The organism is Solilutibacter silvestris (assembly GCF_050574925.1).
Classification (GTDB): Bacteria; Pseudomonadota; Gammaproteobacteria; order Xanthomonadales; family Xanthomonadaceae; genus Solilutibacter; species Solilutibacter silvestris_A.
Genome location: NZ_JBCMOO010000004.1, coordinates 130,901 through 144,985, shown reverse-complemented (window position 1 = coordinate 144,985; position 14,085 = coordinate 130,901). Strand labels below are relative to the sequence as shown.

Below are 14,085 nucleotides of genomic sequence, written 5' to 3'. Positions count from 1 at the left end.
AAACGAAAACGCCCGCTGCATGCAGCAGCGGGCGCTTCGATTTTCGACTTGGCAAATCGATCAGAAGTGGTAGACCACCTCCGCGGCCAACTCGCGGCCGACCGGATCGTCGATGCAGTAGGCGAAGTCGCCGCACCACTGGTCGCCATAGATCTTGTTGAGCAGGTTGGAACCGTACACGTTGATCTTGAGGTTGTCGTTGAACTGGTACCCCACGCTGCCGTTGAAGTAGCGACGCGCCGGACGATGCGACCAGACGTAGCTGGTGGATTGCTTGAAGGTCGGACTGGCCGAATCGTAATCGGTGCAGTTTTCCTGCGGGCTCGGCACGTAGCCATCGGAGAACGGCTGGCAGCCTCCCCAACGATTGTTCCGGCCGCCGGATTTCTGATACATCATCAATGTCGCGTTCCAGCGGTTGTAGGTCCAGTTGACCGTGGTCGTGAACTTGTAGGTCGGGTTCTGGGTCGTCCGGGTGTTCTGCAACGCATCCGTCGGGAACTGGCGCGACTCGTAGGTCGTCATGTTGGTCCAGCCGGCGCTGAAGCCGAACTTGCCGATGCGCGTCTTGGGCAAGTCGTAGCGAACGTTCATGTCGATGCCGCGGACATGGGTTTCGGCGCGGTTGATCGGATTGACCACGATGCGGGTGACGTTGCCGGACGCATCGCGGAAGATGCGCGAGGCGACTTCGCCACACCAGGTTCCGGTGGGCTGTGCCGCGCGCGTGGTGCCGTCCGGCGTCCAGTGGTACTTGCAATAAGCGTCATCCAGCAGCAACTGGTCGGGGCTGATGTCGTCGATGATGTTCTTGATGCGCGCGTCCCAGATGTCGGCGCTGACCGAGAAATTCTTGAACGCATCCCAGACGAAACCGTAGGACATCGACTTGCCGGTTTCGTAATTCAGATCCGGCGCACCGGTGCGATCGACCGTGACGTTATCGGCCAGGAAGGTGTCGCGCGGGCATTGGCGATTCGGCCAACCGGCCTGGTAGCAATGGTTGTAGTCGGTGAAGTCGGAAATCGACGAACTCGGCTTGGCATAGATGAAGTGCATGTCGGGGGCGCGGAAGCTGGTGCCGTAGGTCCCGCGGAACAGCAGCGACTGGATGGGACGCCATTCGATGCCGATCTGGTAGGTCGGCTTGGCGCCGTTGCGCACCGCCTGGTACTTGTCGTAGCGACCGGCAAGATCGACGGTCAGCGTCTTCACCACCGGCACCTTCAATTCCACGCCGGCGCCATAGTGGCTGCGGCTGCCGCCGCCCTGCATCACGTTGCCGAACGGCGTGTACCAGCCATCCACGTCCGCATTCAACACCTTCGGATCCGGCGTCAGGGTATAGCCCTGCTTGCCGTAGTCGAGCACGCCGGCGAAACCGATCGGGCCCGCCCAACCCTTGAACAGATCACCGCTGACGACGAACTGCGCCTGGTTCAACCACGAGCGCGCCTTGTTCTCGCCGCGCTTGCTGAAGGGCGCCGTCGCGGATGCGGGCACGGGATTCCACAGCTTGTTGTAGTCCGGCTGGTAAATGGGATTGCCGTTGGCCGCGGTGCCGAGCTGCGGACCCATGTAGTAATCGAACATCTGCCCCTGGTTGAGGGTCGGATAGCTTTCGTTGTCGGTATACGTGGCGCGTCCGACCGATGCTTCCCAGTCGAAGTGATCGGCCATGCGGCCCTTGAGGCCGGCGCTGAAATCGATCGAGACTTCCCGCGACAGGGTCAGCACGTTCTTCTCGCCACCCAGTTCACCGGGCGACTGGAACTTGAGGAAACTGCGATTGCCGCCGGTGCCGTTGTTGGCGCGCGGATCCCAGTAAACGGGGCTGGAGAAACCGTCGAGGAAGGTATTGAAGGCGCCCGTGGTCTTCCAGTACCCCAAGGCTGCCCAGCCTTCGAGATTGTCGTTGAAGTCGTAGGTACCGCGCAGATAGACCGAGTCGTTCTTGCTGCCGGTGCGCAACGCCCAGTTGGCGAATACGCGTTGTGCGCAGTATTGGCCGCCGTTGCCCGCGGTGCCGGTGTTGCGGTCATAGCTGAGACGGTTGGCGAGGTAGTAAAGACTGCCGTACTGGTCGCACGCGCCCGGCGGCGGCGCGATGTAAGTGCGCCCTGTCGGATTCGCCGGCGCATCGCGGTCACGCAGGTACAAGCCGGGATAGGGTGTCAGCGTCGCGACGCCGAAGTGGCGTTCGCCCGGCCCCCACGTCGCGTAGTTCTTGTCGTCCTCGGCATCCATGAACGGACGATCCTTCGCCAGCAACTGGCCGCGATCGTAGTGCTGCAGGTCGTAGATCAGGTTCCACTTGTTGCCGCTGAAGCCGCCCGACGCCTCGAGGTCGAGGTCGCGGCGTCCGCCGCGGGTCGCTTCGCCCCATTTGGCGCGCAGAGTATGTCCGCTGACGTTCTTCTTGAGGATGACATTGACCACGCCCGCCATCGCATCCGACCCGTAGATCGCCGAGGCACTGCCCGTCAGCACTTCGATGCGCTCGACCACGCCGGTCGGGATGTTGTTGTAGTTGGAGAAATTGCTCTTGCCCTGGTACGGCATCGGGTAATCGGCAACGCGATGGCCGTTGATCAGCAGCAGGCTGCGACCGGGACCGAGGTTGCGCAGATTGAGCGGCTTGCCGTTGACCGCGGACTGGCCCCAGTCATAGTCGTTCTGGACGCTGCCGATCGCCTCGGTCAGGCTGCGCACCGCTTCGTACACCGTCGCGAAGCCCTGCTTCTTCATCTGCTCGCCGGTCAGGACCGTGACCGGCGCCGGACCTTCCGCCTGCGACCGCTTGATGCGCGAACCGGTGACCACGACCTTGTCGAGTTCGTTCTTGTCCTTGGCCGCATCGTCTTTTTTCGGCTGCGCCGTTTGCGCCTGCCCCTGATCCTGGGCAGCGGCGGGAGCAGCCGGGGCGGCAGGCGTCTCTTCCGCCTGCACGGCCAAGGGTGCGTATAGCACCAGCGACAACGCGCCGCATAACGCGGTGCACCGGAACGACTTGGAACGGGTCATGCGAGGTTCTCCTGGAAGGGTGAGGCGCGAATGGCGGCGGACGACGAGTTGGCCCAATGGTCCAACCAGATTCTTATCCCGAATCCGGGCCCGAAACGCATTCCGGGTCGAAATATCGGGTTACGAAAATATGTATTTGTGACTGGAATCACTTTTTATTTCGATCCAAACAGCGCATTTCGAAGATGAATACGTATTCGCAGGTCAACCCTCGATGAGTCGGCTGCAGCAAATCGTCGCCAGAAGCGGTCGATTTTTGTTCCCACGAAGGCAATGACCACGCTAGGATTGGTCCAACCAATTTGATGACCCGGCCATGGCTCGACCTTCCCGCCACCGCTGTCGGCCACTGATCGCATCGCTGCTCGCGCTCGCCCTGGTCGCCCCCCTCGTGCAGGCGCAAGGCAATACCGCAACCGCGCTGCCGCAGGAAACCGCCACGCAGAAAGCCCAGCGCATGCAGTGGTTCGCCGACGCCAAGCTCGGGATCTTCATCCACTGGGGCATTTATGCCGTCGATGGCATCGACGAATCGTGGTCGTTCTTCAACGGCAAGATTTCCCACGCCGACTACATGAAGCAGCTCGCGGGCTTCAACGCGCGCGCCTACGATCCGCAGGCCTGGGCCGACGCGATCAAGCGCAGCGGCGCGCGCTATTCGGTGCTGACCACGCGCCACCATGACGGCGTCGCGTTGTGGGATTCGAAGCAGGGCATCAACGTGGTGCGCGACTCGCCCGCGAAACGCGACCTGGTCGGTCCCTTCGTCAAGGCATTGCGCAAGGACGGCCTGAAAATCGGCCTGTACTACTCGCTGCCGGACTGGTCGTACAACGACTACGACGTCTTCACCCGCAAGGAGAAGCGTTACGACAGCAAGCAGGATCCGGCACGCTGGCAGCGTTATCTCGCCTATTACCAGGGCCAGATCGCGGACCTGCAGCATCGCTACAACCCGGACCTGATCTGGTTCGACGGCGACTGGGAACATTCCGCCAGCGAATGGCAGTCGCCGAAGCTGCGCGCCGACATGTTGGCGCGCAACCCGAAGATGATCATCAATTCGCGCCTCAACGAATACGGCGACTACGCCACGCCCGAACTCGGGCTTCCGGTCATCAAGCCGACGCAACCCTATTGGGAGCTGTGCCTGACGATGAACCGGTCCTGGGGCTACCAGCCGCGCGACAACGACTACAAGACGCCGAACCAGGTGTTGCAGATCTTCGCGCAGACGATTTCCATGGGCGGCAACCTGTTGCTCGACATCGGTCCCAAGCCCGACGGCAGCATCGACGCGCGCCAGATGGAGATCCTCGACGCACTCGGACGCTGGACCGGCAAGCACGGCGAAGCGATCTACGGCACCACCGCCGGCATCGGCCTCGATCATTACGCCGGCGCCAGCACGCTGTCGAAGGATCGCAAGACGATCTATCTGTTCGTCGATGGCCAGCCCAATGGCGACCTGCTGGTGAAGGGGCTGGTCAACAAAGTGGTCCGTGCGCGCGTGGTCGGTGGCGGGCAATCCGTCGCAGCGAAGGTGGTCGGCAAATACGACTGGGCGAAGCAGCCGGGCTTGCTGTTCCTGATGGTGCCGCGCGATGCCGTCGATCGCGACATCACCGTGGTCGCGCTGGAACTGGACGCGCCGGTCCAGTTGTACCAGGAAGAATCGAAACCGATCGAGAGCAACGGATGATGAAGCCGACCACCTCCCTGGCCCGCATGAAGGCCACTACCCTCGCCGCCATGCTGCTTGCCGCGTTGCCATTGTCGGTGCATGCCGATGACGACTACGCAGTCGGCAGCTACGTTCCCGAAACCGATCCGCTGGTCGTGCGCAAGCTCGAGCAATGGCAGGACTGGAAATTCGGTTTCATGATGCACTGGGGTGCGTACAGCCAATGGGGTGTGGTCGAATCGTGGTCGATCTGCTCCGAAGACGTCGACTGGTGCGGTCCGCCCAAGCACAACGCGTTCACCGCGAAATACGCCAACGATTACGTCGGTTACAAGCAGGCCTACGAGAAGTTGCCCACGACCTTCAATCCGGTGAAATTCGACCCGGGCAAGTGGGCGAGCATCGCCAAGGATGCCGGCACCAAATACGTCGTGTTCACCACCAAGCACCATGACGGTTTCTCGATGTTCGATACCCGGCAGAGCGACTACAAGATCACCGCCGCCAACGTGCCCTTCCACGCCAATCCCCATGCCAACGTAGTGAAGGAAGTCTTCGGCGCATTCCGCAAGCAGGGTTTCGGCATCGGCGCCTATTTCTCCAAGGCCGACTGGCACAGTCCGTATTACTGGTGGCCGCGTTTCGCCACGCCCAATCGCTACGCCAATTACGACACCCGCAAATATCCGCAACGCTGGCAGGACTTCGTCAAATTCACCCACGCCCAGATCGACGAACTGACCAGTGGCGCCTATGGTCCGATCGATATCCTGTGGCTGGATGCCGGCTGGGTGCGCGCGCCGCGTCCCGACGACAACAAGAACCTCACCGGGATCGACGGATTCCGCCAGGGCCCGGAAGACATCGACATGCCGGGGCTGGCGAAGATCGCGCGCGGCAACCAGCCGGGGCTAATCGTCGTCGATCGCGCGGTCGGCGGCCGCTACGAGAACTACCGCACGCCCGAACAGAAAGTCCCGGACAAGCCGCTGCCGTATCCGTGGGAAACCTGCATGACGCTGGGCGATTCCTGGTCGTTCGCAGCGCACGACAACTACAAGAGCGCACGCAAGGTCGTGCACTTGCTGGTGGATGTCGTCGCCAAGGGCGGCAACTTCCTGCTCAACGTCGGCCCCGACGGCAATGGCGAACTTCCGCCGGAAGCGGTGAAGCGCCTGCATCAGATTGGCCAGTGGATGCACGTCAACGGCGAGGCGATCTACGCCAGTCGTGCGGTCGCGCCCTACAGCAGCGGCAAGCTCCGCTACACGCGCCTGCGCGACGGCAGCGTCTATGCGATCTACCTTCCCGACGACAACGAACAGCAACTCCCCGCGACGTTGAAGATTCCCGGGCCGCCGCCGGCAGCTGGCGCACAAGTGCGCCTGCTCGGCAGCACTGCTTCCCTGGCGTGGGCGCGCGATGGCGATGCCACCGTCGTCGCCGTTCCCGATGCGGTGCGGACCAAAACTTCCGGCGCATATGCCTGGGCATTCCGCCTGCCCGGCGCGGCAACACAACCCCGTTGATGATGACGACGATGCGAACCCCTCTCCTCCCAGGCGTCGTGTTGTGCGTCGTCTCCGTGGCATCCGTGCTCGCCGCCGATGCCCCGGCCCGTTTCAACGATGGCCACGACGATCCGCGCACCGCCTATCCGGTGCTCAGCCGCGACGGCGACGGCGCCTGCACGGTCGAAGTCCTGCAACATGGCTTCGACAGTTTCGATCCCGCGCGCGCCACGCTGGATGCGTCGCGTCAGTGCCCGGGTCCGTGGTCGAAAGTGGTGCTGGTGTTGGACGGCAAGGTCAAGGGACGCCAGTACGACCGCATCGGCGACATCGAGATCGGCGGCGTCACCGTGCTGCGCACCAGCACGCCGGAACCGTCGCGACAGGGCATCGCCTGGCAGGTGCAGAAGGACGTCAGCGGTTACGCGCCGTTGTTCACGCGCACGCAACCGGTGGAGATGCATCTCGGCAATGTCGTCAACGCCACCTATACCGGCGTGTTCGACGTGCGCGTCGCGCTGAAGTTCTATCCCGTCGCTGCCAACCGCACGGCAATCGCCAGCGCCGACATGGTGATGCCGCTCGACGGCCTGCACGAGGATGGTCGCGACACCGTCGGCAGCTTCGTGCTGCCGGGCAATACCGAACGACTGGTGGCCGAGGTCTACGCGACCGGCTCGGGTGGCGGTTGCGAGGAATTCTGGTACTACGCGACACCGGTGAAGAAGGATTATTTCTGCCGCGCCGAACAGGGGCCGTATCGCGAGGTGCAGGTCTTGCTCGATGGTCGCCTGGTCGGCGTCGCCGCGCCCTATCCGCACATCTATACCGGCGGCTGGAGCAATCCCTACCTGTGGTACGCGATTCCGTCGCCGCGCGCCTTCGACATCCATCCGCTGCGCTATGAACTGACCCCGTTCATCGCGCTGGCCAATGACGGCAAGCCGCATGCGTTGCGCCTGCAGGTCGCCGGCCTCACCGAAGGTCGCGAGGGCTGGAAGCTGCTGCCCAGCCTGCATGTCTGGCGCGATGCCGGCAGTACGCGCACGCGCGGCGAGCTGGTCACGCTTGAAGCCGGCCAGGCGACGCTGAAGAACGATGTCGACGAACGCGACGAGAATGCGCAAACCCTGCAGTCGCGTTGGCAGCATCGGTTCCTCGCGCGCGGTCGCGTCGTCACTTCGCATGGCGTGGTGGAAACAACGGTCGAGCGCACGCTCGAGGGACGCGTCGGCCATCGCTGGACCAAGGTCGAGGATGGCGACGACCATCTCGACGTCGATTGGCGCGATCGAGAAACGATCACCCGCTTGCAACGCGGGAGAAAGGACAGCGATACGCACGACCAACGCTTCGGGCTGGTCGGTGGCATCGGCACCCGCGATGTCGGCGGCCAGCCGCGCCTGACCACGACCATTTCCATCCACGACGATGCCGATCGCGAAACGCGACGCGGCGCGAAGACCAGCTCGAGCCAGACCCGCGATCGCTTCGAGGGCAACGCCGGCTACTTCACCAAGCTCGCACGCGATCAGCGCGATGCGACGGCCAGCACCCGCCAGGACTACCGCCGTGCGAGCAGCGACGGCAGCTGTTTCCAGCGCACCCTGGTGAGTCGCAATGGTCGCTTCACCAACGATGAAAGCGCGGACTGTACAAAGACGCATTGACGGAGCCGCCATGAACGGTCGCGTATTCACTCGCCGGAATTTCCTTGCTTCCCTCGGGGCAGGCGGACTGGTTGCCGCACTGCCTCCGCGCGCCAAGGGTGCGGCCGCTTCGGCAATGCGTCCGCGCCCGACCGCATCGCAACTGGCATGGCAGCGCGAAGAACTGGCGATGTTCGTGCACTTCGGCATGAACACCTTCAACGATCGCGAATGGGGGGATGGTCGCGAAGACCCGCGCACGTTCGCGCCGGCACGGCTGGATGCGCGGCAATGGGCACGGGCGGCGAAACAGGCTGGCTTCCGCAGCATGATCCTCACTGCAAAACACCACGACGGCTTCTGCCTGTGGCCAAGCGCGACCACGTCGCACACGGTCGCGGCGAGCCCGTGGCGCGATGGCCGCGGCGACCTGGTGCGTGAGTTCACCGATGCCTGTCGCGCGGAAGGCTTGCGTGCCGGCCTCTACCTGTCGCCGTGGGATCGCAACCATCCGACGTATGGCCAGGGGCAGGCCTACAACGACGTCTACATCGCCCAGCTGACGGAACTGCTGACGCACTACGGCCCGCTGTTCGAGCTGTGGTTCGACGGTGCCAATGGCGAAGGCCCGAACGGCCGTCACCAGCAGTACGACTGGACGCGCATCCACGCCACCGTGCGCAGGCTGCAACCCGATGCGGTGATGTTCTCCGATGCCGGTCCCGACCTGCGCTGGGTCGGAAACGAGAGCGGCAGCGCCGGCGTCACCAACTGGAGCACGGTCGATCCCGCGCGCGTGCCTGCGCCCGGTGCCAACGATCCGTGGACCACCGAAGCACTGCAGCAGGGCGATCCCGATGGCGCGGTCTGGCGTCCGGCGGAAACCGATGTGTCGATCCGGCCCGGCTGGTTCTGGCATGCGAACGAAGCGGCCAAGGTGCGCTCGCCCGACAACCTTCTCGGGCTGTATTTCAGTTCGGTCGGCCGCAACAGCAAATTGCTGCTCAATGTCCCGCCGAATCGCGAGGGACTGATTGACGCGCCCGATCTCGCCGCGCTCGAGGGTTTTCGCGCCCGCCGCGACGGAATATTCGCGCACGACCTGATGCGCAGCGCCAAGATCGCCACGCACATGCAAGCGCACGGCGGCCGCATGGAATTCGAGCTGCCTTCCTCCGTGGAATTCGACGTGATCCGCCTGGAAGAAGACATCGCGTACGGGCAATCAGTCGCCGGCTATCGCCTGCAGGCCCATGACGGCTCCGGTTGGCGCACCCTCCACTGGGGCGGCACCATCGGCAATGCGCGGTTGGCACGCATCGCACCGACCCGTGCGCGGAAACTGCGCCTGCTGATCGATTTCGCCTACGCCAGTCCGCGCATCGCGCGGGTCGCGTTGTTCCGCGATCCGCGCACCACCGGCATGGGACGCCGCGACGACGATCACGGCGCGGACTGAGCGCCGCTCATTCGACGATTTCGAATTCTCCCTGCTGGCGGATATCGTCCGAGGCCGAACCGACCATCACCCGGAACATGCCAAGCTCGACCACCCGCTGCATCTTTCGGTTCAACAGCGCAAGATCGGCCGGCTTCAGGGTGAAACGGATCGTGCGCGTTTCGCCCGGCGCCAGGTGCACGCGCTCGAAGCCGCGCAGGTTCTTTTCGTAGGTGGTGACCGAACTCACCACGTCGCGCGTGTACAGCTGCACCACTTCGTCGCCGGCGCGCGCGCCGCTGTTGCGCACGTCGACCGCCACGTCGACATTGCCGCCATTGCGCTGCTTCGCCGGCGTGATCCGCAAATTGTCGTAGGCGAACGTGGTGTAGCTCAGGCCGTGGCCGAAGTTGTAGAGCGCGCCGTTGACGCGCGAACGCTCGCCTTCCCATTGGGCATTCGGCTTGGTCGGGAAGTTGAAGGGAATCTGGCCGGCGGTTTTGGGGAACGTCACCGTCAGCTTGCCGCCCGGGTTGTAATCGCCAAACAAGGCATCGGCCACCGCGGTGCCGCCCTGGTTGCCCGGGAACCACGCCTCGAGGATCGCCGGCACATGCGCGTCGGCCCAGTTCACCGACATCGGCCGGCCATTGATCAACACCAGTACCACCGGCGTTCCCGTCGCGGCCACCGCTTCCAACAAGGCTTCCTGGCGCCCGGGCAGGTCGAGACTGGTGCGGCTGCGGCTTTCGCCAACCGTGCGGCGACCATCGCCCAGCACCACGACCGCGACATCCGCGCCTTTCGCCGCACGCACCGCCTCGTCGATGCCGGCCTGCTCTTCCGCCGTCAACGGTTCCGGCAGGATTTCGATCGAAGGCCAGTTCTTGCCGGCGATCTCCACGCCTTTCGCATACCGCACATCGACGCCTGGACCGAGTTTCGTGGCGATGCCTTCTCGCACGCTGATCGCATGCCCGCCCGAGGGACCGTACTGGCGATGCGCATAACTCGCGTCGTCGGCATTGGGCCCGATCACCGCGATCGTCTTCAAGTCCTTGCGCAGCGGCAGTGCGCCCTCCTTGTTCTTGAGCAGCACCAGGCTCTCGCGCGCGGCACGCAATGCCAGCGCGCGATCCTCCTCGGTGTCGACCTTTGCCCGCGCAGTCTTTGCATCGCCGATGTAGGGGTGATCGAACAGACCGAGCATGAACTTCACCCGCAGCACGTCGCGCACGCGTGCGTCGATCGTCGCCATCGGCAACTTGCCTTCGCGCACCAGCGCGCGCAACGGCGTCAGGTAGACCTCGGGCGGGGTGAAGGTCGTGCGCACGTTCAATCCCGCGTCCACCGCCTGGCGCACCGCTTCCTTGTAGTCGCCGGCAACCGCGTGCTTGCTGTGCAGGAACTCGACCGCATCGCTGTCCGAGACCACGTAGCCGCGGAAACCGAACTCCTTGCGCAGGCGGTCGGTGAGCCAGTATTTGCTGCCGGTGATCGGCACGCCGTCGTAATCGTTGTACGAACTCATCACCCCGAGCAGGCCGGCCTCGCGGATCGCGGCCTTGAACGGCGGCAGCAGCACGTCCTCGACCTCGCGCGGCGCGACCTGCGGATCGGTGCGGGCATCGCCTTCGCGCGCGCCCTTGTTGGCGCTGTACACGGCGAAGTGCTTGGCCGTCGACGCGATCCGGTGGTCGCGTTGCATGCCCTTCACCATCGCCACGCCCATGCGCGATGCAAGGAAAGGATCCTCGCCATACGATTCTTCGGTGCGTCCCCAACGCTGGTCGCGCACTACGTCGAGTACCGGCGCGTAGATGTTGGTGTAGCCAAGCGCGCGCGCTTCGATCGCCATCACGCCGCCGATGCGTCCGGCCAGCTCCGGATCCCAGGTATGGCCGACACCGAGTTCCGACGGGAAGTTGGTGCTGAATGCCGAGGGCACGCCACGCAAGCCTTCGTTGGTGAAATCGGCGGGAATGCCCAGCCGCGTCTGTTCGATGAAGAAACGCTGGACCTGGTCCATCGCCCACACGTGCTTGTCGAAATCGAGGGCGTACTGCGACTTCGAACCATCGCCGTGTTCGTTGCCATCGCCGAAGGCATTGAGGTGCTCGTCGATGTTGGCGATGCCGTCCTTCCACGGCTGTTGTTTCCAGCGCAGGGTCGGCAGCTCGTCGTCGAGTACGCGCCCGTAGCCGTACAGCGTGACCATCTGCGCGGTCTTCTCATCCACCGTCATCCGCGCGAGCAGGTCGTCGATGCGCGCGTCGATCGGCGCCGCCGGATCCTCGTACACGTCCTTGCGACCGTTCTTGTCGAGATCGATCCAGCCCGGGTGGTACAACTCCGGGCGTGGCGCGAACGGGACCGCCGTGCCCGGCTTGGAGGTCTGGGCCGAAGTCGCGGCGGCAGCCAAGGCCGCGACCAGGGCCACGATCCGCAGGCTGGAACGCGGGCAATTCGGGGGGAGCGAGGGCTTCATCGGCATTGGGGGCGCTGGGACTCACCCGACCTTAACATTTGGTCCAACCAATTTGGGGCCTGTACGCCCCGGAATTTCTGATTTCCGGGCCGGAGCATTGTGGATTCATTCGAATTACTATAGGTTCATTGGTTGGACCTTTTGGAATGCATATGCGACTTCAAGGCAAACGGGCGCTGGTGACTGCGGCGGGCCAGGGCATCGGCTGGGCGACCGCCCTCGCCTTCATCCGCGAAGGCGCCCAGGTCATCGCCGCCGACATCAACCAGGACGCGCTGAACGCACTGGCGGCAGAGGCCGGTCCGGCGCTCACCCCGCTGTGGCTGGACGTGACCGATGTCGAAGCGATCGCCACGTTCGCCGCCAACCACGCTGACGCGACTACCGCGCTGGACGTGCTGTGCAATGGCGCCGGCTACGTCCACAGCGGCAGCATCCTCGACGCCAGCGACGACGAATGGAACTTCGCGTGGCGGCTCAACGTCGACGCGATGTTCCACCTCATTCGCGCCTTGCTGCCCGGCATGTTGGCGCGCGGCGGCGGCTCGATCATCAACGTCGCCTCGGTCGCATCCAGCATCAAGGGCGTGCCCAATCGCTTCATCTACGGCACCACCAAGGCGGCGGTGATCGGTTTGACCAAAGCGGTCGCGGCGGATTTCGTGGGTCGCGGCATCCGCTGCAACGCGATCTGCCCGGGCACGGTGGAATCACCGTCGTTGCAGCAACGCATCGCCGAACAGGCGCAGGCCCAGGGCGCGACCACCGACGCGGTGCACGCCGCGTTCGTCTCGCGCCAACCGATGGGACGCCTCGGCACGCCGGAGGAAATCGCCGCGCTCGCGGTCTATCTCGCCAGCGACGAATCGGCCTTCACCACCGGCACCACGCACGTGATCGACGGCGGCTGGATCAATTGATTGCTGGCATTACGGGGATTCGCATGCGCATGAAGATCCATCATGTTCTCCTGCTCGCAGCGCTGTGCGCGCAGACGCCCGCATTTGCAGCGGCACCGCCCGCGGAAACGGCGCAACAGAAAGCCGCGCGCATGCAGTGGTGGAGCGATGCGCGTTTCGGCATGTTCATCCATTGGGGGCTGTACGCCGTTCCTGCCGGCGAATGGAAGGATCGCAAGGATCTCGCGGAGTGGTACATGGAAGAAACCGGCATGCCCCGCGCCGAGTACGAGCAGTTTGCCAAGCGCTTCAATCCCACCCAATACGATCCGGATCAATGGGTGCGCGTCGCCAAGGACGCAGGCATGAAATACATCGTGATCACCTCCAAGCATCACGAGGGATTCGCGATGTGGGACACGAAAGGCACCGACTACAACATCGTCAAGCGCACCCCGTACGCCAAAGGCGTGCTCAAGCCGCTTGCCGACGCGGCGCATCGGGCCGGCCTGCATTTCGGCACGTACTACTCGATCATGGACTGGCACGATCCGTCGCAACACGGTGCAAAGCAAGGGCATTACAACCCGACAGCCATCGATCCCGCCCGCAAGCGCGCATACATCAATGCGATGAAAGTCGAGCTCAGGGAGCTCGTGCAGGACGTCGGCACGGAAGTGCTGTGGTTCGACGGCGAATGGCTCGACTGGTGGGACACCCGGGATGGGCAGGAGATCTACGACTATCTCAAGTCGCTCAATCCGAAGCTGATCATCAACAATCGCGTGGCCAATTCGCGCAAAGGCGCGATGTCCGGGATGGACGCGGGCGCCGGCGTCGGTGATTTCGGCACGCCCGAACAGCAGATTCCGGCCAGGGGCTTCGCCCCCGGCGTGTACTGGGAATCGTGCATGACGCTCAACGACCACTGGGGCTACAACAAGCACGACAACCACTGGAAAACGCCGCAGACCGTGATCCGCAACCTGATCGACATCGCGAGCAAAGGCGGCAACTATCTGCTCAATGTCGGGCCGACCGCAGAGGGGACCTTCTCGTCAGGCGCCGTCGCCAACCTCGAACAGGTCGGTGCATGGATGAAGGTCAACGGCGAGGCGATCTACGCGACATCGGCGAGTCCGTTCGCGGAAGCGCCGCCGTGGGGGCGCGCCACGCAGAAGGGCAATCGCCTGTACCTCGAAGTGTTCGACTGGCCAAGCGACGGCGCTTTGCAGGTGCCGCTGCACAAGGCCGTCAGCAAGGCTTACCTCCTCGCATCGCCAGGCAAGACCCTGGAAATGCAACCCGATCAAAACGGCATCAAGATCCGTTTGCCCGCGACGGCGCCGGATCCGAACGCAAGTGTCGTCGTACTGATCCTGGAATGACCTG

Annotated in this window: 8 protein-coding genes; 6 read left to right on the top strand and 2 right to left on the bottom strand. The window is 63.9% G+C overall.

The features are described 5' to 3' along the window. Positions 1 to 60: 60 nt before the first annotated feature. Positions 61 to 3,024, bottom strand: coding sequence for a TonB-dependent receptor plug domain-containing protein (locus tag ABE093_RS10010; RefSeq protein ID WP_430760744.1), 2,964 nt, complete (start codon positions 3,022 to 3,024; stop codon positions 61 to 63). 316 nt (positions 3,025 to 3,340) lie between these two features. Between ABE093_RS10010 and ABE093_RS10005 the strand changes: the two genes are divergently transcribed. From ABE093_RS10005 to ABE093_RS09990, 4 genes are read left to right on the top strand one after another with little or no spacing between them, the layout of a single operon-like run. After that, complete coding sequence (locus tag ABE093_RS10005) at positions 3,341 to 4,726, top strand: alpha-L-fucosidase (protein ID WP_430760742.1); 1,386 nt, start codon at positions 3,341 to 3,343, stop codon at positions 4,724 to 4,726. After that, positions 4,726 to 6,237: an alpha-L-fucosidase gene (locus ABE093_RS10000; RefSeq protein WP_430760741.1), complete on the top strand. Its 1,512-nt coding sequence runs from the start codon at positions 4,726 to 4,728 to the stop codon at positions 6,235 to 6,237. The genes ABE093_RS10005 and ABE093_RS10000 overlap by 1 nt, the downstream gene beginning before the upstream one ends. A gap of 11 nt (positions 6,238 to 6,248) precedes the next feature. Next, positions 6,249 to 7,889, top strand: coding sequence for a peptide-N4-asparagine amidase (locus ABE093_RS09995; RefSeq protein WP_430760740.1), 1,641 nt, complete (start codon positions 6,249 to 6,251; stop codon positions 7,887 to 7,889). A 10-nt stretch (positions 7,890 to 7,899) separates the two neighbouring features. Next, positions 7,900 to 9,327 (top strand): alpha-L-fucosidase, encoded by a 1,428-nt coding sequence (locus ABE093_RS09990; RefSeq protein ID WP_430760739.1) that lies wholly within the window; start codon positions 7,900 to 7,902, stop codon positions 9,325 to 9,327. 7 nt (positions 9,328 to 9,334) lie between these two features. Here the strand turns inward: ABE093_RS09990 and ABE093_RS09985 are convergent, their stop codons facing one another. Further along, positions 9,335 to 11,794: a glycoside hydrolase family 3 N-terminal domain-containing protein gene (locus ABE093_RS09985; protein ID WP_430760738.1), complete on the bottom strand. Its 2,460-nt coding sequence runs from the start codon at positions 11,792 to 11,794 to the stop codon at positions 9,335 to 9,337. Between the two features lie 146 nt (positions 11,795 to 11,940). On the opposite strand from ABE093_RS09985, the gene ABE093_RS09980 reads away from it, so the two are divergent. Both ABE093_RS09980 and ABE093_RS09975 read left to right on the top strand, forming a co-directional pair. Next, entirely contained in the window at positions 11,941 to 12,714 is a 774-nt protein-coding gene (locus ABE093_RS09980; RefSeq protein ID WP_430760737.1) for an SDR family oxidoreductase, read from the top strand. A 23-nt stretch (positions 12,715 to 12,737) separates the two neighbouring features. Further along, a complete protein-coding gene (locus tag ABE093_RS09975) occupies positions 12,738 to 14,081 on the top strand; it encodes an alpha-L-fucosidase (protein WP_430760736.1) in 1,344 nt (447 codons plus the stop codon). Positions 14,082 to 14,085 lie beyond the last annotated feature (4 nt).